At 62.9% G+C, this 24,869-nt stretch carries 23 protein-coding genes; 3 read left to right on the top strand and 20 right to left on the bottom strand.

From position 1 onward, the window contains the following. Positions 1-172: 172 nt before the first annotated feature. Positions 173-1,048, bottom strand: a complete 876-nt coding sequence (locus tag BTH42_RS24310) for a LysR family transcriptional regulator (RefSeq protein ID WP_075303719.1) — start codon at positions 1,046-1,048, stop codon at positions 173-175. Between the two features lie 89 nt (positions 1,049-1,137). Here BTH42_RS24310 and BTH42_RS24305 point away from each other — a divergent pair, with 89 nt between their 5' ends. Further along, positions 1,138-1,431: a YciI family protein gene (locus BTH42_RS24305; RefSeq protein WP_075303718.1), complete on the top strand. Its 294-nt coding sequence runs from the start codon at positions 1,138-1,140 to the stop codon at positions 1,429-1,431. Between the two features lie 158 nt (positions 1,432-1,589). Here BTH42_RS24305 and BTH42_RS24300 read toward each other — a convergent pair whose 3' ends face one another. After that, a complete protein-coding gene (locus tag BTH42_RS24300; RefSeq protein WP_075303717.1) occupies positions 1,590-2,600 on the bottom strand; it encodes a quinone oxidoreductase in 1,011 nt (336 codons plus the stop codon). A gap of 78 nt (positions 2,601-2,678) precedes the next feature. On the opposite strand from BTH42_RS24300, the gene BTH42_RS24295 reads away from it, so the two are divergent. Next, positions 2,679-3,608, top strand: coding sequence for a LysR family transcriptional regulator (locus tag BTH42_RS24295; protein ID WP_075303716.1), 930 nt, complete (start codon positions 2,679-2,681; stop codon positions 3,606-3,608). 158 nt (positions 3,609-3,766) lie between these two features. On the opposite strand, the gene BTH42_RS24290 is transcribed toward BTH42_RS24295, so the two are convergent. The 13 genes from BTH42_RS24290 to BTH42_RS24230 all read right to left on the bottom strand — a co-directional run bounded on the left by BTH42_RS24290 (position 3,767) and on the right by BTH42_RS24230 (position 17,423). Then, positions 3,767-4,303 (bottom strand): DNA-binding protein, encoded by a 537-nt coding sequence (locus BTH42_RS24290; protein WP_075303762.1) that lies wholly within the window; start codon positions 4,301-4,303, stop codon positions 3,767-3,769. Between the two features lie 219 nt (positions 4,304-4,522). Further along, positions 4,523-5,176, bottom strand: a complete 654-nt coding sequence (locus BTH42_RS36480; RefSeq protein ID WP_372237285.1) for a methyl-accepting chemotaxis protein — start codon at positions 5,174-5,176, stop codon at positions 4,523-4,525. A 979-nt stretch (positions 5,177-6,155) separates the two neighbouring features. Further along, positions 6,156-7,889 (bottom strand): IlvD/Edd family dehydratase, encoded by a 1,734-nt coding sequence (locus tag BTH42_RS24280; protein WP_075303714.1) that lies wholly within the window; start codon positions 7,887-7,889, stop codon positions 6,156-6,158. 294 nt (positions 7,890-8,183) lie between these two features. Further along, positions 8,184-8,621, bottom strand: a complete 438-nt coding sequence (locus tag BTH42_RS24275) for a DUF1801 domain-containing protein (protein ID WP_075303713.1) — start codon at positions 8,619-8,621, stop codon at positions 8,184-8,186. A 122-nt stretch (positions 8,622-8,743) separates the two neighbouring features. Next, entirely contained in the window at positions 8,744-9,115 is a 372-nt protein-coding gene (locus BTH42_RS24270) for a BON domain-containing protein (RefSeq protein WP_075303712.1), read from the bottom strand. 29 nt (positions 9,116-9,144) lie between these two features. Further along, positions 9,145-10,290: a porin gene (locus BTH42_RS24265; RefSeq protein ID WP_075303711.1), complete on the bottom strand. Its 1,146-nt coding sequence runs from the start codon at positions 10,288-10,290 to the stop codon at positions 9,145-9,147. 144 nt (positions 10,291-10,434) lie between these two features. Next, a complete protein-coding gene (locus BTH42_RS24260) occupies positions 10,435-12,063 on the bottom strand; it encodes a 3-(methylthio)propionyl-CoA ligase (RefSeq protein WP_075303710.1) in 1,629 nt (542 codons plus the stop codon). A 39-nt stretch (positions 12,064-12,102) separates the two neighbouring features. Continuing rightward, positions 12,103-12,459 (bottom strand): Rieske 2Fe-2S domain-containing protein, encoded by a 357-nt coding sequence (locus tag BTH42_RS24255; protein WP_075303709.1) that lies wholly within the window; start codon positions 12,457-12,459, stop codon positions 12,103-12,105. Next, the gene (locus BTH42_RS24250; protein WP_083654889.1) at positions 12,425-13,072 is read right to left on the bottom strand and encodes an alpha/beta hydrolase; all 648 of its coding nucleotides are present in this window, start codon (positions 13,070-13,072) and stop codon (positions 12,425-12,427) included. The genes BTH42_RS24255 and BTH42_RS24250 overlap by 35 nt, the downstream gene beginning before the upstream one ends. A gap of 11 nt (positions 13,073-13,083) precedes the next feature. Beyond that, a complete protein-coding gene (locus BTH42_RS24245; RefSeq protein WP_075303708.1) occupies positions 13,084-13,932 on the bottom strand; it encodes a TauD/TfdA family dioxygenase in 849 nt (282 codons plus the stop codon). Between the two features lie 10 nt (positions 13,933-13,942). Further along, entirely contained in the window at positions 13,943-14,923 is a 981-nt protein-coding gene (locus BTH42_RS24240) for a quinone oxidoreductase (protein WP_075303707.1), read from the bottom strand. Positions 14,924-15,020: 97 nt separating this feature from the next. Further along, positions 15,021-16,343 (bottom strand): MFS transporter, encoded by a 1,323-nt coding sequence (locus BTH42_RS24235; RefSeq protein WP_075303706.1) that lies wholly within the window; start codon positions 16,341-16,343, stop codon positions 15,021-15,023. A gap of 24 nt (positions 16,344-16,367) precedes the next feature. Continuing rightward, positions 16,368-17,423 (bottom strand): 3-keto-5-aminohexanoate cleavage protein, encoded by a 1,056-nt coding sequence (locus tag BTH42_RS24230; protein WP_075303705.1) that lies wholly within the window; start codon positions 17,421-17,423, stop codon positions 16,368-16,370. Between the two features lie 234 nt (positions 17,424-17,657). On the opposite strand from BTH42_RS24230, the gene BTH42_RS24225 reads away from it, so the two are divergent. Continuing rightward, complete coding sequence (locus BTH42_RS24225; protein ID WP_075303704.1) at positions 17,658-18,659, top strand: AraC family transcriptional regulator; 1,002 nt, start codon at positions 17,658-17,660, stop codon at positions 18,657-18,659. 112 nt (positions 18,660-18,771) lie between these two features. On the opposite strand, the gene BTH42_RS24220 is transcribed toward BTH42_RS24225, so the two are convergent. The 5 genes from BTH42_RS24220 to BTH42_RS24200 form a co-directional block, all read right to left on the bottom strand. Next, entirely contained in the window at positions 18,772-20,511 is a 1,740-nt protein-coding gene (locus BTH42_RS24220; RefSeq protein WP_075303703.1) for an alpha/beta hydrolase, read from the bottom strand. A gap of 15 nt (positions 20,512-20,526) precedes the next feature. Then, on the bottom strand, positions 20,527-20,997 hold the full coding sequence (locus BTH42_RS24215) for a MaoC family dehydratase (RefSeq protein WP_075303702.1): 471 nt from the start codon (positions 20,995-20,997) through the stop codon (positions 20,527-20,529). Positions 20,998-21,080: 83 nt separating this feature from the next. Beyond that, positions 21,081-22,016, bottom strand: coding sequence for an electron transfer flavoprotein subunit alpha/FixB family protein (locus BTH42_RS24210; RefSeq protein WP_075303761.1), 936 nt, complete (start codon positions 22,014-22,016; stop codon positions 21,081-21,083). A 22-nt stretch (positions 22,017-22,038) separates the two neighbouring features. Beyond that, positions 22,039-22,788 (bottom strand): electron transfer flavoprotein subunit beta/FixA family protein, encoded by a 750-nt coding sequence (locus tag BTH42_RS24205; RefSeq protein WP_075303701.1) that lies wholly within the window; start codon positions 22,786-22,788, stop codon positions 22,039-22,041. 73 nt (positions 22,789-22,861) lie between these two features. After that, positions 22,862-24,664 carry an acyl-CoA dehydrogenase gene (locus BTH42_RS24200; RefSeq protein ID WP_075303700.1) on the bottom strand — a complete coding sequence of 601 codons (1,803 nt, stop codon included), beginning with the start codon at positions 24,662-24,664 and terminating at the stop codon, positions 22,862-22,864. Between the last annotated feature and the right edge of the window lie 205 nt (positions 24,665-24,869).

Genomic DNA, 24,869 nt, shown 5'->3' with positions numbered 1-24,869 from the left:
CCGAGCGACGCCGTACCTGAACGGCTGCTAGTGGCCGACCAGAGTCCGACGACCGAGCGCAAGGATAATCTCCGTGTCCGTCGATGCAAGACACATAGCTCGACCCGCCTCGGTCGCTCAGATTTTTCGAAGATAGTCGCCTATGGGCTGATCACCAGGCTCGCCGACGAGGCTACACTGCGCCGCCTGCCAGCGTCGCTTCGATCCACGCCAGTACTGCGGATACGCGCGCGAGGTGTCGTACATCCGGATGGATCAACGTCCAGATTTCCCGCTCCAGCAGCGCTGGGCCGCGATAGTCGACCCGCGCAAGCCCCGCCGCATGATCGGCGACGATACATGGCAACAACGATCGCCCGAGCCCGGCCTGAACGCATTGCAGGAGCGACTCCGCATCATTGACTGCCGCGGGCGCAAAGCCGCCCGTTTGAGCAGCTCTATTGATCCATTGCGCCGGCGGAAATGTACCCATCCTGGCTTCGTACGCAACCCACGGCAGAGTCTGCGCATTTTGCTTGTCGGCCTCCCGCGTATACACGGCGTAGCGAAGCAGGCCGATTCGCCGGGCGAATATGCGGCTACCGACCGCGTCTTGAGGTCTCGCAAGACGCACGGCGACGTCAGCGTCGCGTCGATTCAGATTCAGGTCTCGCCCGTCGCCGATCAGTTCGATTCGTAAGTCGGGGTGTGACGTGAGCAATGTCGGCAGGGCCGGGACCAGCACGCGATTAACGAGCAATGGCACGGCAGTCACTCGCACCAAGCCGCTTACGGCACCGTCGACGCGTTCCACGACCTCGCTCAAGCCACCAATCTCCGCCTCGACCACTTGCGCTCGCGCAATCACGACCTCGCCGGCTTCAGTCGGACGCATCTGGCCATCCGTCGCGCGCTCGAACAATTTCACATGCAGCGCGGACTCGATGGCACGCACCCGTCGCGCGACGGTTGTCGGATCCGTCCTCAACCGTCGCCCGGCCGCAGCGTAGGCACCGTCACGGGCAACCGCAAGGACGTACTGAAGGTCGTTCCAGTCGAGAGCGGACATTTTTGCAGTTTTAACCGGCGATTTTGTGCATTGGCACGGCAATGATGCCGCACTAAGCTGAGCGCATCCACCCAACAGGAGATACAAAGATGCTGTTCGCCGTTCTATTCGAAGACAACGACAATTGCGGGGTCGACGTGCGCGACCTGCATATGCAGGCGCATCTGGACTTTCTCGGCAAGCATGCTTCGATGATCAAGGCGGCCGGCCCGCTTCGCGACAACCAAGGCTCGGGCGCGGGGGGACTCTGGCTGGTTGAGGCGGACACGCCGGAGGCGGTAGATCGATTGGTTCGGACTGATCCGTTCTGGCCGACAGGCTTGCGTCGATCTGTTCGGGTGTTGATCTGGAAACAGGTCTTCGCGGCAGGGGCTCGAATTTGAGGTTGCGCCTGTGACCTTGCGGGATTGTCAGCAATTCTGGTCGGCGGCTCGAACGTCCCTTTCTGGCGACTGCTGCCCGCCCCGGAAGGCCGTGGTCGACCCGAAACGGTCCTTTGCCCGTCTTGATAACGGCCCTTCGATGGCACCATCCGGCTTGCTCAGGGCCGCAATATGATTGAACCGCTCGTTTCACCGGACTCGAGTCGACGTTGCGCTTCAGCTGCCTGAGCCAGAGGAAGCATCGCTCCAATTTTTGCCTCCATCCCGTTGCGCAATTGCTGGAACGTGGACAAAACTCCTTCCCGATAGCGGGCGGGATCGGCCACGAACTGGAATACGCTTGGCCGGGAAATGGCAATCGAGCGTGCTGGACCAAGGAGAGACAGGTCGATCGGCCCTGAATCGCCACTCACCTGACCAATGCTGGCGACCGTTCCGAAAGGGCGCACAGTGCCGAGCGTCTCCACGAGTGTCTTGCCACCGATCCCATCGATTGCATAGTCGACGCCACGACCGTCAGTCAATGCCTGTATCCTGGCCACGAAATTCTGTTCGCGATAAAGAATCGCCTCGTCCAGGCCATGTTCTTTTGCCAATTCCGCCTTGGCAGCGGACCCGACGGTGCCGATAACACGTGCGCCCAGTGCTTTAGCCCATTGCACCAGGACGAGACCAAGGCCGCCTGCCGCCGCGTGGATCAATATCGTGTCGCCAGCTTTGACGGGATAGACATAAGAACAGAGCATGTGAGCGGTGATACCTCGCAGCAGCAGACTGGCCGCTGTGTCGTCGTGGATATCATCAGGCAGTGGCAGAACGCGGGCGGCCGAAATATTTCTGGCGCTGGAGTAGCTGCCTACAGGCGGGCCAGCGTAGGCAACCCGCTGGCCGGGGTGCATTGATTCTACGCCGGCACCGACGGCGTAGATGACACCGGCAGCCTCGACACCCAACGCCGCGGGAAGCGCTGGTAGGCGGTAGAGGCCAGTGCGGTGATAGATGTCGACGAAATTGACGCCGATAGCAGTGTGACGAATTTGAACCTCCCCCACTGCGGGCGGTGGAAGCATGGTTTCGCTCAGCCTCAGCTTCGAAGTGTCGCCGTATTCCTCGATCATGACGTGGACCGCATGGAGCGCAGACGTTTCGGGCGCGGTTTTAAAATTCATGCTGTTCTCCTGGTGATTGATCTGGCAAGCTGATGTTGCACTGGGAAATTTTCCTGAACAATTCCAGATAAATCATCAATGAGTGTGCAAAAAAACACAGGCAAAGCGCCGCTGGAAAACCCGCCTCTGCATTGGGACGACATCCGGTATTTCTTCGAACTGGCGCGTGTGGGAAGTCTTTCCGGGGCAGCACGCAAGCTATCAGTCGAGCATTCGACCGTTGCCCGGCGGGTCGACGCATTGGAGCAGTCTTTGGCGGTTAGACTGTTTGATCGCTTGCCGAAGGGCTGGGCGCTTACACCTGAGGGTGAGGCATTGGCGAAGCTGGCGACGCGCCTCGATCACGAAGCACAAGCTTTTTGCCGAGCGGCCGCAGGCGTATCGTCGTTGAAGGGTACGGTCCGTATCTCGGCGCCTCCTGTATTGGCGAGCCATCTTCTGGTGCCAGGTCTGGCTGCGATACGATCGCAATGGATGAACATCGATCTTGAAGTAATCGGCGAAACACGTGACGCAAACCTTGCTCGCGGTGAGGCGGATCTGGCAATTCGCTTGTCAAGGCCAACTGCTCCAGGCCTGGCGACGCGATGCATCGGTGAGATGGGCTATGGCGCTTACGCTGCCAATGGGTATGCGGAGCGACCACAGTCGGAATGGGAGTTTCTGGGCTATGACGAGAATCTCAGCCAGGTGCCGCAACAGCGCTGGCTTAATCAGATTGCCGCCGACCGTCGCTTTGCCTTCCGAAGCAACGACCTGGCCGCACTACTTCACGCAGCTCGAGCAGGGTTAGGGGTTGCAGCGCTTCCGTGTTTTCTTGCGGCGAACGACCCAGCGCTTTGCCTGATACCAGATCACACTTGTTCAACTGTTCGCCAACTGTGGCTCGTGATGCATCCGGACGTCAGGCGTTCACCCCGTGTCCGGTTAATCGCCGATCTGGTTGTCGATCTGATTGGCAAAACCCCCGGGCTTGTCGCAAAACTACAAGCAACCTTGGAGGATTGAACGACAGGCCTTCCCGGTCGTCCTCGCCCAAAGGGGAAATTCCGCTTGACTGGATTCGATCGCTCGCTTTCGAGCGATCTGATGTTGCCGCCACTGTCTCTTCCTGGGCTTGGCACAGCCGGTCGAGATTGCCGTCGTGAACTGCGCCGATCGACTCGTCAGAGTCTCGCAGACGCTGCGATTTGTGCGAGCACGAATGCGTACACCGCTGTGAGTTCAGAAACGATTTTCGTGCCATCCGGTACGCTACCAAAGGCGTCCATTGGACCGACGCAGATCAGCGGTTTTGAAAAGCGTGTCGCCAGCCGAATTTCATCGAGGGTGCCTTGACTACCTGGCAGTGCGATCACCACATCGCTCGTCAGCACGTTGACATAGTTTCGATTCAGAGCATCATCCGGCGCATCAGCCTGTTTGCGCGGCAGCGGTGTCAGGATCGGCAAATCGATATATGGATTGGGATAACCGGAGATCGGTGCGAAGCCCAATGTGGAATGCACTTCACTTGGCACAATTCCAATGGAACGGCCGGTGCGCCCGTCTCTGGTCGAGAACGCGCGTGCGGTTGCGAGCATTACGCCGAGGCCTGCTCCAGTGAGCAAGTCGAATCCACGATCGGCAATCCATCTTCCGAGCGGTATCGAGAAATCTGGCCATTCTGCTTTGCCCGAACCCATGACTCCGACAATTGACAATTCGTCCTCCTGCTTCGTGATCAGCGCAATAAAGGGGAAATTGTCGACGATCTTCACTGCGAAGTCGACCGGCCGTATATGGCCGCACCAAGACAGCCAATCTGACATCGTCTATCCGACCAAGTCGTGCTGTCTCCAGCTTATGCACATCAAGGCAGTCAGATAATCCCGACGCTAGTCCACGTATCGCATTGCCCTCGCACCAATTCCGCCAACACCTCACCCCTTACCGCCCCCCTCCCCCTCAACAACAAACACCGCCATAGCCCCCACCAAAGTCCTCGCCTGCTCCCGCAAATCCCCCGACGCCGACGCCACCCCCTTCACATTCCCCACATTCCCAGCCAGCGCCGCATCGATCCGCTCCACCCCTTCACTAAACCGATCAACATCACGACTCTGCGCATCACTAACCGCGCTGATCTGTTCGATCAACCCCACCACCTCTTCAACATGCCCAACGACCCGTTGCATCGTGTCACCCGCACGCGTCGCGAGCACCGACCCGCGTTCGACACGTTGCAGCGAATCCGCAATCAGCTGGCGTATCTCGCGCGCGGCATTCGCGCTGCGCTGAGCGAGCGTGCGCACCTCCCCCGCCACCACAGCAAAGCCACGTCCTTCATTACCAGCGCGTGCCGCTTCAACCGCCGCATTCAGCGCAAGAATGTTCGTCTGAAACGCAATCCCCTCGATCGTCGCGATCATGTCGCCCATCCGCTGCACCGCGGTGTCGATCTCGCTCATCGTGCCGACCAGCTCGCCGACCGCCGCGCCGCTTTCCCGCACCACCACCGAGGTTTGCCGCGACAACGCATTCGCTGACGCCGCCTGTGCCGCGCTCTCACGGATATTGCGCGCGATATCGGCCATCGCCGCATCGGTCGCTTTCAGTTCGTCGGCTTGCGCGGAGATCTGTTCGAGCAGCATCTGATTGCCGCTGGCAATGTGCTCGGACGACGCCGCCATTTGCGCGGTAGTCCGCGTGATTTCGCGCAGCGCGTGATGAATCGCATCGAGCGTGCCCTTGAACGCGCGGCTGCTCGCGCCCTGCAACGGCATCTGCGTATGGCGCAGATCGAACTTGCCGGCCTCGCGCGCGAGCCCTTCGCCGAGTAGCGTCAGTTCGCCGCCGGTCCGCGCATCGGCCCGCATGTGGAGCGCGATGTAAATCAGCAGCGCCGCCTGCACCACGACGTAAATCGCGTGCGCGAGCACCGTGACGAGCGACGGTTCGGTGAAGCAATAAACGCCGAGTCCGGCGATCTGCAGATAGTTGAAGCTCAGATGGTGCAGCGCGATCACCACGGCCGCGCACGCGATCGGTCGCCAGTCGCGATACGCGAGCAGAAACGACATCAGCACGAACACCCCGAAGTGCAGCTCGGTCACGCCATGCACCTGATGAATCTGCAGCGCGGCAAACGTCATCAGGCTCGCGGCGAGAAACAGCCGCGTGACGAGTGCGCCGGACCAGCGCCACACCAGCACCGAAGCAATCAGCGCGACCGGCAGGCCGATCATGCGCACCGCCGGCCACGTGTAATAGCGGCTGGCGAGCGCACACGACACGCCGAACAGCATCCACACCACGCCGATCATCAGCCGGTCCCCGCGCTGATAGATCGCCCGCAATAGCTCGTCGCTCGCTCTCATGTCGGGCCTCTTCTCTCTCGTATCGTTATTGTTCGAGTTCGACGGCGACTGCCGCGCAGCGACGCTTAGCGTGCGAGCGGCAAACACGTGACCCCGCAATGCCGGTTTACGGCAACGGCGTCACGCGACTTGAGCAAATAGAAGCGGCGCTCGAAAAGCGCCGGTCAGAAAAGATGAGAAGAACCGTCAACGCATCTCAATGCGAATGGCGCGGCACCTCGGAGCCCCGGCAGCCGACCAGAAAATCGAGGTCGCAACCTTCGTCGGCCTGCAATACGTGATCGATATACAGGCGCCGATAACCGCCGCCCTCCGGCGGCGCCGGCGGCTCGTGCCGTTCGAGACGGCGAGCCAGTTCCTCGTCGCTGATGTCGAGATGCAGCGTGCCGGCGTCGCAATCGAGTTCGATCCAGTCGCCGTCCTGCACCGCCGCGAGCGGGCCGCCGTCTGCCGCTTCCGGCGTCACGTGCAGCACCACCGTGCCGTACGCGGTACCGCTCATCCGCGCATCCGAAATCCGCACCATGTCCTTCACGCCCTCGCGCAGCACTTTCGGCGGCAGGCCCATATTGCCGACCTCGGCCATTCCCGGATAACCCTTCGGCCCGCAGTTCTTCATCACGAGCACCGAGTTCGCATCGACGTCGAGCGTTTCGTCGTTGATACGCGACTTGTAGTGCTCGAAGTTCTCGAACACCACCGCGCGACCGCGATGCTTGAGTAGTTCGGGCGTTGCCGCCGACGGTTTCAGCACCGCGCCGCGCGGCGCGAGATTGCCGCGCAGCACGCGAATGCCGCCATCGGCGACCAGCGGTTTGTCGAGCGGACGGATCACTTCGTCGTTGGTGTTCGGCGCATCCTTCACGTTGTCCCACAGCGACTTGCCGTTGACCGTCAGCGCGTCCGGATGCGGCAGCAGGTTCGCTTCGCCGAGCCGGCGCAGCACCGCCGGCAGACCACCCGCGTAATAGAACTCCTCCATCAGGAAGCGGCCCGACGGCATCAGGTCGACGATCGTCGGCGTATCGCGGCCGATGCGCACCCAGTCGTCGAGTTCCAGATCGACGCCGATGCGTCCGGCGATCGCCTTCAGATGGATCACCGCATTGGTCGAGCCGCCGATCGCGGCATTCGCGCGGATCGCGTTCATGAACGCTTCGCGCGTCAGAATCTTCGACAGCTTCAGATCCTCGTGCGCCATCTGGACGATTCGGATCCCTGACATATGCGCGAGCACGTAACGGCGCGAGTCCACCGCCGGAATCGCCGCGTTGTGCGGCAGCGAGGTGCCGAGCGCTTCGGCCATGCAGGCCATCGTCGACGCGGTGCCCATCGTGTTGCAGGTGCCCGCCGAGCGCGACATGCCGGCTTCGGCCGACAGGAACTGATGCAGATCGATCTCGCCGGCCTTCAGCGATTCGTGCAGTTGCCACACCGCGGTGCCGGAGCCGATGTTCTTGCCGTCGAGCTTGCCGTTCAGCATCGGCCCGCCGGTCACGACGATTGCCGGCACGTCGCAACTCGCCGCGCCCATCAGCAGCGCCGGCGTGGTCTTGTCGCAACCGGTCAGCAGCACGACCGCGTCGATCGGATTGCCGCGGATCGCTTCCTCGACGTCCATCGCCGCGAGATTGCGCGTGAGCATTGCGGTCGGCCGCAGGTTCGACTCGCCATTCGAGAACACCGGAAACTCGACCGGAAAACCGCCCGCCTCGTAAATGCCGCGCTTTACGTGCTCGGCGAGCTTGCGAAAGTGCGCGTTGCACGGCGTCAACTCGGACCACGTGTTGCAGATGCCGATCACGGGGCGCCCGTCGAATTCGTGATCGGGAATGCCCTGATTCTTCATCCAGCTTCGATACATGAAGCCGTTCTTGTCAGCTGTGCCGAACCATTCGGTCGAGCGCAATTTCCGCTTTTTTTCCGACATGCTATGTCCTTGATGCATGTGCCGGGACACCATCACCGGCCAGTTAGTCCGAAGCGGCGCGAGCGGCGCTACGACGCAAGGCAGTCGCTCAGATTCGAGGGATGGTGAAGTGTACGAAGCGGGTCGATATCTTTCCAATCATATTTTTGGTGATATCGATACCAGTTCTGGTATCAAGCTGCGGGAGTGGCCTGTGGCGCGGGGCGCGGGCCGTGGTGGGAGGTACTGCGGGGTGTGCGGGGCCTGGAAACGCCCCCGATGCGGATCATGTTTGAGGCTCGCTTCCCGCTCGCCTCATGCGTCGCTCTTTGCCGCGCCGGCTGCTTTCTTACTTTCAGCTTTCGGTTGCGCGGCTCGCGCGTTCTTCTTCAGATGCTTCTGGTTATAGTCGATCGCCGCGCGCACTAGTGCCTTTAGCGCGCGCTCGTCGACCTTGTCGTCCTCGAAAAAATCGATCGCGCGCCGCGCGTTACCTTCGAGGCCGGCGTTAAAAAGGCCATCGGGATCGGCCAGCCCCGCGCCGTGCGCAAAGGTCAGCTTCACCTTGCCCTTATGCGCGTTGGCGACCGCGATCATGCCGTCGCGCGACCAGACCGGGCTGCCCATCCACTTCCATTCTTCGATGATTTGCGGATCCGCCGCGAGTACGCACTTGCGGATCCGCGCGAAGGTCGCGCCGCGCCAGTCGGTGATTCCCGCTATCAGTTCGTCGATACGTTCGGATGCATTCATCGGAGCGGCGGCCTCGTAGACGGTGGACCCATAGGATGCCGTAATAACCGGTCGATGGGAATCCCGCTTGATGCCGCCGCGTTGCGGGCGCATGCAACACTGCTGCATCCGCCCGCGGCCTGTTACATGCCGCCCAGCGGCTTGCTCACGGTCAGCTTGTTCGTGACCGAAGTGACGCCCGGAACGCCCTTCGCAATTTCGGCCACGCTACTGATCTGAGCGGTATCGGTGACCGTGCCCGTGAGCGTCACCGCACCGCCTTTCGCGCGGACGCTGATATTTCCAGCGTCGATCTCCTTGTGCTTGCCGATTGCCGCATAGACCTCGCGCCGCAGCGCGCGGTCGGCTTTCCTGCCGCTGACCGGCGCGCTCGCGCCGGCCCCGTTGCTGGAACCCGCGCTAGAGCTCTGGCCGCTTTGCGCACGTGTGTCGAAAGACACGGCGGCGATCAAGGTGGCAATCGCCACTACTACGTATAACTGAATCTTTTTCATCGAATATCCCTTTGAACTTATTAACGTAATCAGAAGCTATGACGGATGCCGACCATCGCGGCGGTAGTGGACGTGCCGGGCGCGACCGGCGCGCCATACACGATGGTCTGGTTCATGGTTCCGTTGTTGTCGACATAGCCGACCTGCGCATACGCTTTGGTTCGTTGCGACAGGTTGTACTCCGCGCCCACCGCGACTTCACTCGAATGGTTCGCCGAGTGATTGCGGTCTTTCAGGTAGTAGTACCCGGACGTGACCTTGAAACGCGGATTGAACTGGTAGCCGAGGCCGCCCGAGATCATTTCGAAATCGGCGTTGCTGCTTTGCGCCGGATTCTTGCCCTGCCCGTACGACGCCGAGATCGAAAAGCCGGCAATCGTGTACATCGCGCCGAAATAGACGAGGCGGTTGTTGTTCACGCCTGTCGCCGGTATTGCGGGCGCCGCCGGGTATGTCAGCGGGTACGGATTGGTATCGTGGCCGTTGTAGTAGACCGCCGCCAGATTCAGCCCGTAATTCGAATACTTGAGCACCGCCGACTCGCGCGTGCCGCCCTGGAAGTGGCCGGCCGTGCCGCCCGGCGCATACTCCAGCGCGAGCGACGCGCCATGGAACTTCGGCGAGTTATAGACCAGCGCATTGCTGTCATACAGCGCGCCGATCGGCGCATTGGTGCTGGTGCCCGGCCAGCCGGCCGCCTGGTTGATACCGAGCCACGCGGTCAGAATACTGCCGAAGTACTGCGCGCCGCGCACGTCGGTCTCGGCCATCGCGTAGATCATCGGCACGATCTGCCGGCCCGCGTCGAACGTACCGAACGGCCCGGAGACGCCAACGGTCGCGAACTGGTTGAAGATCGCGGTGACGCCCGGCGTGTCGGACAGACCGAACCTGCCGTTGGTCGTGTTGAACGCGCCCTGCAGCTTGAAGTTGATCTTGTAGCCGCCGCCGATATCCTCGCTGCCCTTCAAACCCCAGAAGCTCGAATAGATACCGCCGTCTTTCATCTGATAAACGTGGCCGAGATTCGGAGCGTGTGGCAGAAACGTCGCCGCCGACGTGCTCTGATAAAGAAATCCGGTGTCGACCACCCCGTAAAGCGTGACGGACGATTGCGCTTGCGCGGCCGTCGCGAACATCGCCAACGCGATGACGCAGCATGACTTCATTTTCATTGTGTCTCCAATGCAAACCCGAGTTCGCGCAATGCGCTGTCTGGTGGTCGCTTACAAAAAATGGTTGGTTGTTCTGAACACCGGGCACCCGGGCCCGGCGTGTTGCACGAATAAAAGATCCTGCTTATGACTGCGCGCTGCGTATCAAACCGTCAGGTAGTAGCTGCCGAACCGGTCCCGCAACTGGTTCTTCAGCACCTTGCCGGTTGCGCCGATCGGCACCGAATCGACGAACACCACCGCATCGGGCGTCCACCAGCGCGCCACCCGGCCGTCGAAGTACGCGAGCAGTTCGTCGCTGGCGAGCGTGCTGTCCGGCTTTTTCACCACCAGCAGCAACGGCCGTTCGTCCCACTTCGGATGCCGCGCGGCAATGCACACCGCGGTGCTGACGTCCGGATGCAGATACGCGACGTTCTCGATCGCCGACGAGCTGATCCATTCGCCGCCCGACTTGATCACGTCCTTGCTGCGATCGGTGATCTGCATGAAGCCGTACGCGTCGATCGTCGCGATGTCGCCGGTCGGGAACCAGCCGTCGCACAGCGGCGACGCGTCGTCGCTCGCGAAGTACTGCTGCGTGACCCAGTGACCGCGCACCATCAGATCGCCGGCGCTCTTGCCGTCCCACGGCAATTCTTCGCCTTGCGGGCCGACCACTTTCATATCGATCCCATACAGCGAGCGGCCCTGCTTCGCCTGCACCTCCAGTTGCTGCGGCATCGGCAACGACTGCTGATATCCCTTGAAGCTGCAGATCGTGCCGATCGGGCTCAGCTCGGTCATCCCCCATGCGTGCAGCACTTCGACCCGATGACAGTTCTGGAACGCTTCGGTCATCGCGGTCGAACAGGCCGCGCCGCCGATCACCGTTCGCCGCATCGACGAGAACGTCGCGCCGAGCGCATCGACGTGCGCGAGCAGCCCTTGCCAGACGGTCGGCACGCCGGCCGACATCGTCACCTGCTCTTCCTCGATCAGTTCGTACAGCGACTTGCCGTCGAGCGCGGGACCCGGAAACACCAGCTTCGCGCCGACCATGCAGGCGATATACGGCAGGCCCCATGCGTTCACATGGAACATCGGCACGACCGGCAGGATCGCGTCGCGCGCGGAACAGTTCATCGCATCGGGCAGCGCCGCCGCGTAGGTATGCAGCACCGTCGAACGGTGGCTATACAGCACGCCCTTCGGATTGCCGGTGGTGCCCGACGTGTAGCACAGCGAAGAAGCGCTGTTCTCGTCGACTTGCGGCCATTCGAACGCGTCGTCGTGCAGATTGATCAGGTCTTCGTAGCACAGCAGACGATCGGCCAGACTCGACTCCTGCGGCATGTTCGCGCGATCGGTCATCGCGACGAATACCTTCGGGCTCCTCACCAGCGGCGCGACGCTTTCGATCAGCGGCAGAAACGTCATATCGAAGAACACCACGCGATCCTGCGCGTGCTCGATGATGTACGCCAGCTGATCGACGTGCAGCCGCGGGTTCAGCGTATGCAGCACCGAGCCGGAGCCCGACACCGCGAAATACAACTCCATGTGGCGATAGCCGTTCCATGCCAGCGTGCCGACGCGCTCGCCCGGCTGCACGCCGAGGGTCGCCAACGCATTGGCCATGCGGCGCGCGCGTTTCGCGAGTTGCCGGTACGTATAACGGTGCACGTCGCCTTCAACGCGGCGCGACACGATCAACTGTTCGCCGTGATGGCGTTCCGCGTGGGTGAGCAGCGAAGCGACTACCAGAGGCTGCTGCATCATCAAACCTTGCATTTCCAAATCTCCTGATTGCTGTAGAGTCCGCCCCGCGGCTCACGTCGCCGCGCCACACGGACGCGCCTGCGAAAGCGGCGCGTCCGGCTGGTCGAGACTCACGACCAGCTTCGAATCCACTATGGCGACCGGAAAGGTCGTCACTTTCAATCCACCTGCTCCCGCCATCGCGCCGCTGCGCACATCGAAGCGCAGGCCGTGCGCCGGGCAGCGCAGCAGGCAACCTTCCAGTTGTCCGCCCGCCAACGCGGCGCCGTTATGCGGACACGCGTTATCGAGCGCGTAAATCGTGCCGTCGAGGTTGAACAGCACGATGCTGCGACCGTCGACGAAGGCCAGCTTGCGCTCGCCGACCGCTATCTCACCCGCGACACCCACCACCTGCCGACGCGACATCGCAGCCTCCGTGTTGCTGATTCGCCGCGGGCCGGCGCGACCAGTACAGGCGGCAAATCAGCGTTTCGGCCATCGGCCATTCGCCGAAACCGGCGGCCGGGTTCAGGTGCCCAACGTCGCCGAGATCGACGAAGTTGCTGCCCCAGTCGTTCGCCATCGCCTGCACCCGTTCGAAGCGCGCGAGCGGATCGTTGCGGCTCGCCGCGACGATGCTCGGGAACGGCAGCGGCTGACGCGGCACCGGCAACCAGCCGTTCTGCGCGAGTTGCTCGTGAGTCGGATAACCGGCCGGCAGCGGCGTTTCGAGGTCCGCCGGCGCCGCCAGCAGCGCGCCTTCGATCCGGCCCAGATGACGCCCTTGATGGCGCGCCGCCCAATGCACGGTGGTCATCACGCCCGCGCTGTGCGCGACCAGGATCACCGGGCCGTCGATCTTTGCGAGCGCGGCATCGAGTGCCGCCACGCGTGCTTCGCAACTGAGCTTGTCGTGCTCGAGCGGCTGCACCGAGGCCGCTTTCGGCAGTCGCTGCTCCAGCAGCGTTTGCCAATGCTCCGCGACGTGGTCGCGCAGCCCGGGGACCATCAGAATGGTCGGTGTCGTTTCGAAACTCATGGCCAATTCGCTCAGTAGGGCTTATCACCGATAATGCCGGCCCGCTCCATCTTGCGATGGCACGGCGGGTAGTCCATCACCGCGTAGTGCTGCGTGCTGCGGTTGTCCCAGATCGCGATGCTGTTTTTCTTCCAGCGCCAGCGCACCTGGTACTCGGGGATGTACGCCTGACTGATCAGATAGCGCAGCAATTCGCCCGCGCCCGGATTCGCGTCCTGCCCGAAGCGCACTCGTGCCGGCGTGTGGTAGTTGGTGAAATGCGTGGTGAACGCATTCACGAACAGCACCTTCTCGCCGGTCTCCGGATGGGTGCGCACGACCGGATGCTCGGCATCCGGAAACTGCGCCTTCAGCGCCAGACGCTTTTCGATCGGCATCACCGCGCCGAAGCTCGCTTCGATGCTGTGGCGGCCGCGCAAGTCCGCGATCTGCGTCTTCACGTGCTCCGGCAGGTTCTCGTACGCGAGGACCATGTTCGCCCACATCGTGTCGCCGCCGACCGGCGGACACTCGACGCAGCGCAGCACCGCGCCGAACTGCGGCGCCTCGCGCCAGGTCGCATCCGCGTGCCACGCGTTTTCATAGCGGTCGTTCGGCTGCTCCGGCGTCTTGTAGATCCGCACGAGACCCGGATGCTCCGGATCGCTGCCCGCGACCGGATGGTCTTCCAGTTCGCCGAAGCGGCGCGCGAACGCCACGTGCTGCTCGCGCGTGATGTCCTGATCGCGCAGGAACAACACCCGGTGTTTCATCAGCGCCTCGCGGATACCCGCGAACAGGCCATCGTCGTGCACCGCGTCGGCGAGCTTCACATCGGTGAGTTCCGCGCCGATCGAGTAAGTCAGTTGTTCGATTCGCATCGCCGGCTCCTTAGATCACGAAGACCGACGAACCGGTCGTCTTGCGCGACTCCAGATCGCGATGCGCCTGCGCCGCGTCCTCGAGCGCATAGCGCTGATTCAGTTCGATGCTGATCCGCTTCGATGCGATCAACCCGAAGATCTCGCCAGCGAGATCGTTCTTCTCGGCCGGGTCGGCGATATAGTCGGCCAGCGCCGGGCGGGTCAGATACAGCGAGCCCTTCATCGCGAGAAGCTGCGGATTGAACGGCGGAATCGGACCGGACGCGGTGCCGACGCAGACCATCAGGCCGCGGCGCTTCAGCGAATCGAGCGAGGCTTCGAAGGTATCCTTGCCGACGCTGTCGAACACCACGTTCACGCCCACGCCACCGGTCAATTCGCGCACCCGTTTGGCGACGTCTTCGCGGCCGTAATACACGACGTGATCGCAACCATGCGCACGGGCGATCTCGCCCTTCGCTTCGGTCGAGACCGTGCCGATCACGGTCAGGCCCAGCAGCTTCGCCCATTGCGAAACGATCAGACCGACGCCGCCGGCCGCCGCGTGCAACAGAATCGTGTCGCCGGGCCGGAACTCGTGAATGCGGCGCATCAGGTACGCGGCGGTCAAACCGCGCATCGTCATGCCGGCCGCCGTTTCGCAGGAAATCGCGGAGGGCAGGCGGATCAGCGGCGCGGCCGGAATCAGCCGTTCGGTGCTGTACGCGCCGAGCGTGTTGACGAAGCCGGTGTAGGTCACGCGGTCGCCGACCGACACGTTCGTGACGCCCGCGCCGACTGCCTCGACCACGCCGGCCGCTTCCACGCCCATCCCGGCGGGCAGCGGTACCGGATACAGGCCGCTGCGGAAATACGTGTCGGCGAAATTCAGACCGACTGCCTCGTGGCGCAGGCGCACCTGGCCGGGGCCGGGCTCGCCCACTTCGACGTCCTCGTACCGCAAGACCTCGGGGCCACCGGTTTCATAAAAGCGAACTGCCTTTGCCATCTTGACTCTCCAATTCTTCAGGTGTTCTGATCAATCGCCGCGCGTCTCGCGCACAGCACGTTCCATTCGGTGCGCCGCACTCGCGGCGCGTATCACTTCAGCGTGCGGCCTCGTCGCGCAATGCGTTCAGCCGGTCCACGTCGCCCGCATAACCGCGCTTGCCGATCACGAACGCGACAGCCGCGATGAGGGGCGCGAACGGCACCAGTTGCAGCGCGCCCAGCAAACCGATCCGGTCGGCGAGAAGCCCGGTGAGCACCGCCGCCGGCGCAAGGCCCAGCAGGTTGTTCGCGAGCGTCAGCGTGGCGAAGGCCGACGCGTGAATCGAAGGCGGCGTCAGGTTCGCGACCATCGCGCCGGACGGACCGCTGGCGCCGGCGCAGAAGAACATGCCGAGGCCAATCACCACCAGTTGCGCCGGACCCGCGGGCATCCGGAAGCCGATCGCGAGCAACACGAAGCACGCGAGGCAGAACACGATTGCCGCCGTCCACTTCCTTTGCCGCGAATGCTTCGCGAGCCGGTCGGCGACGTTGCCGCACACCACCATGCCCACCCCGGTCACCAGCACGAACACCGCCGCGCACATCGCCGCCTTGCCGGTCGCCATCCCGTAGTAACGGTTCAGGAAACTCGGCAGCCACGCCCACACCGCGGCGGGCACCAGCAGATGAAGTCCGCTGCCGACATACGCGCAGATCACCGAGCGGGTCGAAAACAGTCCCTTCATCAGCGCGCGCAGACTCATCCGCACGCCGGGCCGCTCCGCCTGCCGGCCGGCACCGGCCGGTTGCAACGGTGCGAGCCGCTTTTCGGTGACGACGAAGCGATAGATGATCACCAGCACGATCCCCATCACCGCCATCGCGCCGAACGCCGCGCGCCAGCCCAGATGGGCAGCCACCGCGCCGCCGAGCGCCATGCCGAGCACCGAACCGAACGCGCCGCCCGCCATGAAGGTGCCGGTCAGCGTGGCGCGCAGCCGTACCGGGAAAATGCTCAGTACAACTGCGATTCCGACACTGCCGTACGCCGCTTCGCCGATCCCGACGAACGCTCGCGCCAGCAGCAGCTCGCCGAAATTCGTCGAGATCGCGCAGCCGAGCGTCGCCAGACTCCACATCGCCGCCATCAGCACGATGCTCTTCACGCGGCCCCAGCGGTCGGCCAGCACCGACAGCGGAAACGTCAGCAGCCCGACCATCAACGCGACCACGCTGCTGAGCGAACCCAGTTGCGCGTCGGACAGGTGCCATGCGTCCTTGAGCAGCGGAAATACCGCATTGAGCACCTGCCGCGACATGTAGTCGGACAGCAGCAGTCCGACCGTCAGCGCAAATACCACCCAGGCATACCCGCGCACGTCTCCGCGCGTTGCCGTTACCTCTCCCGTCGCGGGCCCTGCATGCTGCATAAGCATGGTTTGTCTCCTCCAGCTCTGCTATCAGGCCGCGCGCAGCGGCAGGTTTCTCACGCCGGCTTCGCGGTTCGGCGCCATGCCATTGGCGACCAGCGTTTCGTCGATCGTGTCGTACTGCACGCCGATCCGGTAAATCTCGCGCGCTTCCTTGCCGGTGGCGATCTCGCGGCCCAACTCACGCGCCACCCGCACGCACTGCTCGATCTGCTGCACCGACGTGAAGCGCTGGCCGCGTTGATCGATGATCGTGTCCTCGATCCCGCAGCGCGGATGCAGGCCCATCGACATCGCCATCATGTTGAACGGCAGCACGTTCTTCAGTAAGGACTCCGCGGTAAGCGTGCAGCCATCCGGCGCGCGATGCACGAAGTTGAAGAAGTTGAACGGATTCGGACCGTCGAAACCGCCGCCGATGCCGATCCACGTCAGATTCAGCGGGCCTTTGTACACACCCTTGCGCACCAGCCGCTCGAGCGTTTCGAGCGCATGGATGCCGGTCAGCTGAAAGTGCGGCTGGATGCCGGCGTTCTGCAAACGGCGCAGATGTTCTTCGACCCAGGCCGGACCCGCCGGCACCGTCATTTCGCTATACGCGGACATGAACGCCGGGTTCGCGAGCGACGTGCCTTTCAGGTATTCCGGATAGAGCAACTCCATGATGTTCATCTGCGTGGTGTTGATCGCGACCGTCACCTGATCGGGCTTCGGTTCGAGATCGGCCAGCATGTGACGGGTGTCGTCGGACAGCCACTTCGCGCTTTGCCCTTCGTCTTCCGGCGCGAACGAAATCGAACCGCCTACCTGGATGATCATGTCGGGCACCGCGGCGCGCACGCCGGCGATCAGTTCGTTGAACTTGGAAAGCCGCTTCGAACCTTTGCCGTCCAGCTCACGCACATGCAGGTGCAGTACCGTCGCGCCCGCGTTGTAGCAATCGACCGCTTTCTGGATCTGTTCGTCCATCGTCACCGGGATGTCTTCCGGGAAATCTTCCGGCATCCATTCCGGACCGTACGGCGCGGTGGTGATAACAACCTTGTCCTGGTTCTCCGGGTGCAGGGAATCGTCGAGAAATTGCATTTACTCCTCCATTCAGATTAGTGGCTAACGACAGTTCTGAACTCACGCTTTGTCTGGCTTGCTAGAACTTGTCGACCGATGTACCCACGATACGGCAATCGCGCGCTACACTTTTAGGATCACGCGCCAGCTTCTTATGCGTTCATGCCACTGCGTGTTAACACCAGTATTTCTGTGCGGCCTACATTGAATGGTTGAAGGTGTCACTTACATGAAACGTGCGGAGACACAGCGATGGAAACGATGCTGACGTCGGTAGCAATGAGCGGCTATTTCGACGTGACGCGGCGGCTCGGACTGAATCCGGTCGAACTCGCGAAGCAATGCGGCGTCGACGCGGGCGAGCTCGCGAATCCGAATGGCCGCGTGCCGACCGGCGCGTGCTGCCGGCTGCTGGAAGTGACGGCCGAAAAGGCCGCGTGCCCGACCTTCGCATTGCAAATGGCGGACACGCGCCAGACTTTCGGCACCGGCATCATGAATGTATTGCTCGCGCATAAGCGCACGCTGCGCGAAGTACTGCTGGCCGCCGCGCAATACCGTCATCTATTGAATGAAGCACTGGCGATCTACGTCGAGGACACCGACCAGACCGTAACGATCCGCGAGGAAATCGTCGTGCCGCCGGGCACGCCGACCAGGCAGGCAATGGAACTCGCACTGGGCGTACTCGGGCGCCACTCGCACTCGCTGCTCGACAACTACTGGAAACCGCGCGAGTTGCACTTCACGCACGCGGCGCCCGCGGATCAGACTTTCCATCGGCGCTTTTTCGGCTGTCCGCTGGTATTCGGCAGCGACTTCAACGGCTTCGTCTGCACGAGCTCCGATCTCGACTATCCGAATCCGCTTGCCGACCTCGAACTGGTGCGCTACGCGGAGAGCCTCGCAACGCCGCTGAACGTCAGCGATACCGAGTCCGCCGCGCTCGAAGTGCGCAAGGCGATCTATCTGCTGCTGCCGCTGGAGCAGGCAACCGTCGAACTGGTCGCGCGTCATCTGTGTGTGAGCGTGCGCACGATGCAGCGCCAGTTGAGCGCGGCCGGCACCAGCTTTTCCGATCAGGTCGAGCAGGTGCGGCGCGAACTCGCGGTCCGCTATATGAGCAATCCGACCTATCCGATCGGACGCGTGTCGGCGCTGCTCGGTTATGCGCAGCAGGGCTCGTTCACGAACTGGTTCGTGTCGCGCTTCAGCATGACGCCGCGGGACTGGCGCGCGAATCATCCGCAGTGAACGGCCACAGCAAGAATTGCTGGCTGCGCGACTGAAGGCCCATAAAACAACAAGGGGTGATGTCCGAATGAACATCACCCCTGTTTAAACCACCCGCATTAGCGCCGGCTCGTTACGCGGCGCGCACTTTCACATACCGGCCCGGCGCGCTCTCGATTGGCTTGTACTGCTTGTTGCCGAGCGTCGTGCGCGCCTTTCTCTGGTCGCCGGAATGCCGGCCGACCCACTCGATCCAGTGATTCCACCAGCTGCCCGGTTGCTGCACCGCACCGGCGCGCCACTCGTCGGCACTACCGTCGCACGACACGTTGGTCCAGTAGCTGCGCTTGTTTTTCGACGCCGGATTGATCACCCCCGCGATATGGCCGCTCGCGCCGAGCACGAATTCGTTTTCACCGCCGAGCAGTTGCGTCGAGCGATACGCGGATTGCCACGGCACGATGTGATCTTCCTCGGCCGCCAGCAGATAGGTCGGCATATCGACGTTGCCGAGATCGACCGGCGTATCGCACAGCGTCAATCTGTTCGGCACGCACAGATTGTTCTCCAGATACATGTTGCGCAGATAGAAGCTGTACATCGGGCCCGGCAGATTGGTCGTGTCCGCGTTCCAGTACAACAGATCGAACGCGGCCGCGGATTTGCCTTTCAGGTAGTTGTTCACTACATACGGCCAGATCAGATCGTTCGCGCGCAGCGTCTGGAACGCGAAGCCGAGTTCGCGGCCCGGCAGCAGCCCGCCGCGCCCGATCGTCTGTTCGCGCAACGCGACGCCCACTTCGTCGATAAACACACCGAGATCGCCCGGTTCGCTGAAGTCGAGCAACGCGGTCAACAGCGTCGCGCTCGCGACCGAATCGTCGCCACGCGCACGCAGGATCGCCAGTGCCGATGCGAGCATCGTGCCGCCGACACACCAGCCGAGCACATTGATCTTGTCCGCGTTGCCGATTTCTCGCGCGACGCCGAGCGCCTCGATCACGCCCTCTTCCAGATACGCGTCCCACGTGACGTGCGCGCTGTCCTGCTCCGGATTGCGCCAGGACACGACGAACACCGTCAGCCCCTGCTCGACCGCGAAACGCACGAACGAGTTTTCCGGCTGCAGATCGAGAATGTAGAACTTGTTGATGCACGGCGGCACGATCACGAGCGGGCGTTCGGCGACCTTCGGCGTCAGCGGCGCGTACTGGATCAGCTGGAACAGTTCGTTCTCGTAGACCACCGAGCCGCTGGACGCGGCAACGCTCTGTCCGACTTCGAACGCGCTCCGATCGGTGATCGAAATGGAGCCGCTCTTGATGTCTTCGAGCAGATGCGTGACGCCCGCGAGCAGACTCGTGCCGCCCGATTCGACCGCGTCGCGCAGCGCCTCGGGATTGGTCGCGGCGAAGTTCGCCGGGCTCGCGCAGTCGATCAACTGCTGCGTGAAAAAGCGCAGCTTCTGCTTGTCCTTGTCCTCGAGAACCGTCGCCTCGACCATTTCACCGAGCATCCGCGAATTGATCAGATAGCTCTGTTTCAGCAGGCTGTACCAGCCGTTGCTGGACCAGTCGTCGGCCTGGAAGCGCCGGTCGCCGGCCGCGGGTTCGGCGACCGACTTCAGCCGCGCGCGGGCGCAGACCACGCCAGCGAACACGTCGCTCCACAGTTCCGTGTGTTGTTGCAGGCAGGCGGCGCTCGCCTGCATCGCGACACAGCGCTTGCCGGACGGAGCGACATCGCTATCGTCGCCGGCGGCGGGCGCCGTCATGAAGTCTCCATCGATCACCGGCGCAACGCGCCAGAAGTCGAAACCGGTCTTGAGCCAGCCGAGCGAAAGCTCGTGCGGCATGTTGAAGGGCATTTTCATCGCGGGACCTCGCCGTTAGCCGTTGCTGGCGGTGGAACCCGCGGTTGCGTCGGCACGATTGCCGGACGACGTCGGCAACACGGTCGCGTCACCGTCGATCACGATCTTGCCGTCGACCTTGCACACGGTGCTCAGCACCACGCGGCGCTTGTCGTGCAGCAGTTCCTTGACCGTCACTTCGGCCTGCACGGTGTCGCCCGGTCGAACCGGCGCCTTGAAGCGCAGGTTCTGACCGAGGTAGATCGTGCCGGGACCGGGCAGCCGTCCCGCGATCGCCGCGGAAATGATGCTGGCGGTCAGCATGCCGTGCGCGATGCGCCCTTTGAACGGGGTCGTTCGCGCGAACTGTTCGTCGATGTGAACCGCGTTGAGATCGCCCGACGCGCCCGCGAACAGCAGGATGTCCGCCTCGGTGATGGTCTTCGCGAACCGCGCGCTCATGCCCGGTTGCAGGTCTTCGAAATCGTATCCATTAAGCTCATTCATGATTCTTCCACTCGCCGGGCAGCCGTTGGCTCCCGGCACAATTCGTTACCGCGCGTCGTTATCGAAGCGACGCGCGCAATGCATTAGCCCAGCGCCTGCTCGAGTTCCGGCACCAGCGTGAACAGATCGCCGACGAGGCTGTAGTCCGCGACGCTGAAAATCGGCGCTTCCTCATCCTTGTTGATCGCGACGATCACCTTCGAGTCCTTCATCCCGGCAAGGTGCTGAATCGCACCCGAGATGCCGACCGCGACGTACAACTGCGGCGCGACGATCTTGCCGGTCTGGCCGACCTGGTAGTCGTTCGGCACGAAGCCCGCGTCGACTGCCGCGCGCGATGCGCCCAGCGCCGCGCCGAGCTTGTCCGCCAGCGGCTCGAGCACCTTCGTGTAGTTCTCGCCGTTGCCCAGACCCCGGCCGCCCGACACGATGATCTTCGCGCTCGTCAGTTCCGGACGATCCAGCTTCGTCACTTCACGGCTGACGAACTGCGAGATGCCGGTGTCGGCTGCCGCTTCGATCTTCTCGACCGCCGCGCTGCCGCCTTCGGCTGCAACCGGGTCGAAGCCGGTCGTACGCACGGTGATGACCTTGACCGGATCAGCCGATTGCACGGTGGCGATTGCGTTGCCCGCGTAGATCGGGCGCTCGAACGTGTCGGCGCTGACAACCGCCGTGATGTCGCTAATCTGCGCGACGTCGAGCTTCGCGGCGATGCGCGGTGCGATGTTCTTGCCGGACGCGGTAGCCGGCGCGAGGACATGCGAGTAGTCCTTAGCAATTTGCATAAAAGTTGCTGCGACGTTTTCCGCGAGGCCTTCGGCCAGTTGCGGCGCGTCGGCGAGCAGCACTTTCGACACGCCGGCGATCTTCGCAGCGGCGTCCGCTGCGGCTTGTGCGTTGTGACCCGCGACCAGCACGTGAATATCACCGCCGATCTTCTGCGCCCCTGCGATCGTGTTCAGCGTCGCGGCCTTGATCGACGTATTGTCGTGTTCCGCCACGACCAGGTTAATCAGATTCGTCATTTTCAGCGTCTCCTTACAGCACCTTGGCTTCGGTCTTCAGCTTCTCGACCAGCGTCTTCACGTCCGGCACCTTCACACCGGCGGAGCGCTTCGGCGGTTCCGCGACCTTCAGCGTCTTCAGACGCGGCGCGACATTCACGCCGAGGTCTTCGGGTTTGATCGTTTCCAGGGGCTTTTTCTTCGCCTTCATGATGTTCGGCAGCGTCACGTAGCGCGGCTCGTTCAGGCGCAGGTCGGTCGTCACGACTGCCGGCAACGTCAGCGACAGAGTCTCCGAACCGCCGTCCACTTCACGCGACACGGTAGCTTTACCGTCAGCAACAACAACCTTCGACGCAAACGTCGCCTGCGGCAGATTCGCGAGAGCCGCGAGCATCTGGCCGGTCTGGTTCGAGTCGTCGTCGATTGCCTGCTTGCCAAGGATCACTAACTGAGGCTGCTCCTTGTCGACCAGCGCCTTCAGCAGCTTCGCAACCGCCAGCGGCTGCAAATCCTCATTCGATTCGATCAGGATCGCGCGGTCCGCGCCGATCGCCAGCGCGGTGCGCAGCGTTTCCTGCGTTTGCGCGACGCCGGCCGACACGGCGATCACTTCGGTCACGATGCCCGCTTCCTTCAGACGAACCGCCTCTTCAACCGCGATTTCGTCAAACGGATTCATCGACATCTTCACGTTCGCGATATCGACACCCGTGTTATCCGACTTCACGCGAACCTTCACGTTGTAATCGACCACACGCTTGACTGCTACAAGTACTTTCACAACCGTCTCCTCCTAATCACGGCAGCGCCGCGGCGCTACCGCTTCCAATCAGATATGTACTGCCGTTGCCGTATCAGAACTGGTCTTCACGCAACGCCAGCATCCCTTCGTCCTGTCGCGCGCCGAGCAGCGCCGCTTCGAATGCGACCGCGCGCGGCAGCACCTGGGTCGCGTAGGTGTGCGCGGTCGCGATCTTCGTGTCGTAGAAGGCCGGATCTTCTTCGCGCTTGTCCGCCGCGATCAGCAGCGAGCGGGCCATTTGCCAGCCGCCGAGCACGACGCCCGCCAGCATCAGGTACGACACGCCGCCCGCGAACACCGCATTCGGTTCGTTCTTCGCGTGCTCGACGACGTAGCGCACCGCGTTGTCCAGCGCGTCGCGGCCCGCCGCGAGACGCCGTTGCATCGCCTGAAACGCCACGCTCGAGCGGTACGACGGATGCGCATCCAGCTCCGCGAGCGTCGCGTCGATCTGCGTGAGCAGCGACGCGGCGACCGCGCCGCGATCGCGCAGCGTTTTGCGGCCGATCAGATCGTTCGCCTGAATCGCAGTCGTGCCTTCGTAGATCGGCAGAATCCGCGCATCGCGGTAGTACTGCGCGGCGCCGGTTTCCTCGATGAAACCCATCCCGCCGTGGACCTGTACGCCCAGGCTCGTCACTTCCAGCGACATCTCCGTGCTCCAGCCCTTCACGATCGGCACCAGATACTCGTAGATCGCCTGATGAGTCGCACGCGTCGCCTCGTCCGGGTGACGATGCGCGAGGTCGCTCTGCGCCGCCGCGACATACGAAAGCGCGCGGGCGCCTTCGGTCAGCGCGCGCATCGTCGACAGCATGCGGCGCACGTCCGGGTGCTGGATGATCGTGACCGACTGCTTCGCCGAACCGTCGACCGGGCGGCTCTGCACGCGCTCCTTCGCATAACCGACAGCCTGCTGGTACGCGCGATCCGAGATCGCGACGCCCTGCACGCCGACCGCGAAGCGCGCGGCGTTCATCATGATGAACATGTATTCGAGGCCGCGATTCGCTTCGCCGACCAGCTGGCCGATCGCGCCGCCGTGATCGCCGAATTGCAGCACCGCGGTCGGGCTCGCCTTGATGCCGAGCTTGTGTTCGATCGACACGCAATGCACGTCGTTGCGCTCGCCGAGCGAGCCGTCTTCATTGACGAGGAACTTCGGCACGATGAACAGCGAAATGCCCTTCACGCCCTCCGGCGCATCCGGCGTGCGAGCGAGCACCAGATGCACGATGTTCTCGGTCATATCGTGCTCGCCCCACGTGATGAAAATCTTCGTGCCGAAGATCCGGTACGTGCCGTCGCCCTGCGGCTCGGCGCGCGTGCGCACCAGCGCGAGGTCGGAACCCGCTTGCGGCTCGGTCAGGTTCATCGTGCCGGTCCACTCGCCGGAAATCAGCTTCGGCACGTAGCGTTGTTTCTGCTCTTCGCTGCCGGCGGTCAGCAGCGCTTCGATCGCGCCGTCGGTCAAGAGCGGGCACAGACCCAGCGACAGATTCGCCGCGTTCAGCATTTCGATGCAGGGGGTGGACAGCAGCTTAGGCAATTCCTGACCGCCGTAATCCGCCGGGTGTTGCAAACCCTGCCAGCCGCCTTCGACGAACTGGCGAAACGCGTCCTTGAAACCGGGGGTCGCCGTGACCGCGCCGTCCTGCCACGCGCTGGGGTTGCGGTCGCCGTCGTGGTTCAGCGGCGCGAGCACGCCTTCGTGCAGCCGGGCGGCCTCTTCGAGCACCGCGCGGGCGGTGTCGGAGCCGGCTTCCTCGAAGCCGGGCAAGCCTGCCAGGCGGTCGATTCCGGCCAATTCCGTAAGTGCGAAAAACATGTCTTTGAGAGGCGCGACGTAGCTCATTGCGATTATTCCGATCAGAGAGTCAGAGTGGGATGTCGCCCTTCTGACCTCAGTCCGGCAGGGGCAACCAGTGGGAGCATCGTAGCCGCGCACGAGCGCGCGCGGCTGTCCAAACAGGACGATCGATTGACATCTTTGGCCACAGCGGAAAAGTGCCGGATGGCGTCGAGACCGCGTGGATGGGGGCCGGAATATGGCTCGCGGC

Source organism: Burkholderia sp. SRS-W-2-2016, from assembly GCF_001931485.1.
GTDB lineage: Bacteria > Pseudomonadota > Gammaproteobacteria > Burkholderiales > Burkholderiaceae > Paraburkholderia.
This window is presented reverse-complemented; position numbering and strand designations above follow the sequence as displayed.

Coding starts and splice junctions, on each gene's coding strand:
- BTH42_RS24310 (WP_075303719.1), bottom strand. CDS start 1,048: ATGTCCGCTCTCGACTGGAACGACCTTCAGTACGTCCTTGCGGTTGCC.
- BTH42_RS24305 (WP_075303718.1), top strand. CDS start 1,138: ATGCTGTTCGCCGTTCTATTCGAAGACAACGACAATTGCGGGGTCGAC.
- BTH42_RS24300 (WP_075303717.1), bottom strand. CDS start 2,600: ATGAATTTTAAAACCGCGCCCGAAACGTCTGCGCTCCATGCGGTCCAC.
- BTH42_RS24295 (WP_075303716.1), top strand. CDS start 2,679: ATGAGTGTGCAAAAAAACACAGGCAAAGCGCCGCTGGAAAACCCGCCT.
- BTH42_RS36480 (WP_372237285.1), bottom strand. CDS start 5,176: ATGGCCGATATCGCGCGCAATATCCGTGAGAGCGCGGCACAGGCGGCG.
- BTH42_RS24280 (WP_075303714.1), bottom strand. CDS start 7,889: ATGTCGGAAAAAAAGCGGAAATTGCGCTCGACCGAATGGTTCGGCACA.
- BTH42_RS24275 (WP_075303713.1), bottom strand. CDS start 8,621: ATGAATGCATCCGAACGTATCGACGAACTGATAGCGGGAATCACCGAC.
- BTH42_RS24270 (WP_075303712.1), bottom strand. CDS start 9,115: ATGAAAAAGATTCAGTTATACGTAGTAGTGGCGATTGCCACCTTGATC.
- BTH42_RS24265 (WP_075303711.1), bottom strand. CDS start 10,290: ATGAAAATGAAGTCATGCTGCGTCATCGCGTTGGCGATGTTCGCGACG.
- BTH42_RS24260 (WP_075303710.1), bottom strand. CDS start 12,063: ATGCAAGGTTTGATGATGCAGCAGCCTCTGGTAGTCGCTTCGCTGCTC.
- BTH42_RS24255 (WP_075303709.1), bottom strand. CDS start 12,459: ATGTCGCGTCGGCAGGTGGTGGGTGTCGCGGGTGAGATAGCGGTCGGC.
- BTH42_RS24250 (WP_083654889.1), bottom strand. CDS start 13,072: ATGAGTTTCGAAACGACACCGACCATTCTGATGGTCCCCGGGCTGCGC.
- BTH42_RS24245 (WP_075303708.1), bottom strand. CDS start 13,932: ATGCGAATCGAACAACTGACTTACTCGATCGGCGCGGAACTCACCGAT.
- BTH42_RS24240 (WP_075303707.1), bottom strand. CDS start 14,923: ATGGCAAAGGCAGTTCGCTTTTATGAAACCGGTGGCCCCGAGGTCTTG.
- BTH42_RS24235 (WP_075303706.1), bottom strand. CDS start 16,343: ATGCTTATGCAGCATGCAGGGCCCGCGACGGGAGAGGTAACGGCAACG.
- BTH42_RS24230 (WP_075303705.1), bottom strand. CDS start 17,423: ATGCAATTTCTCGACGATTCCCTGCACCCGGAGAACCAGGACAAGGTT.
- BTH42_RS24225 (WP_075303704.1), top strand. CDS start 17,658: ATGGAAACGATGCTGACGTCGGTAGCAATGAGCGGCTATTTCGACGTG.
- BTH42_RS24220 (WP_075303703.1), bottom strand. CDS start 20,511: ATGAAAATGCCCTTCAACATGCCGCACGAGCTTTCGCTCGGCTGGCTC.
- BTH42_RS24215 (WP_075303702.1), bottom strand. CDS start 20,997: ATGAATGAGCTTAATGGATACGATTTCGAAGACCTGCAACCGGGCATG.
- BTH42_RS24200 (WP_075303700.1), bottom strand. CDS start 24,664: ATGAGCTACGTCGCGCCTCTCAAAGACATGTTTTTCGCACTTACGGAA.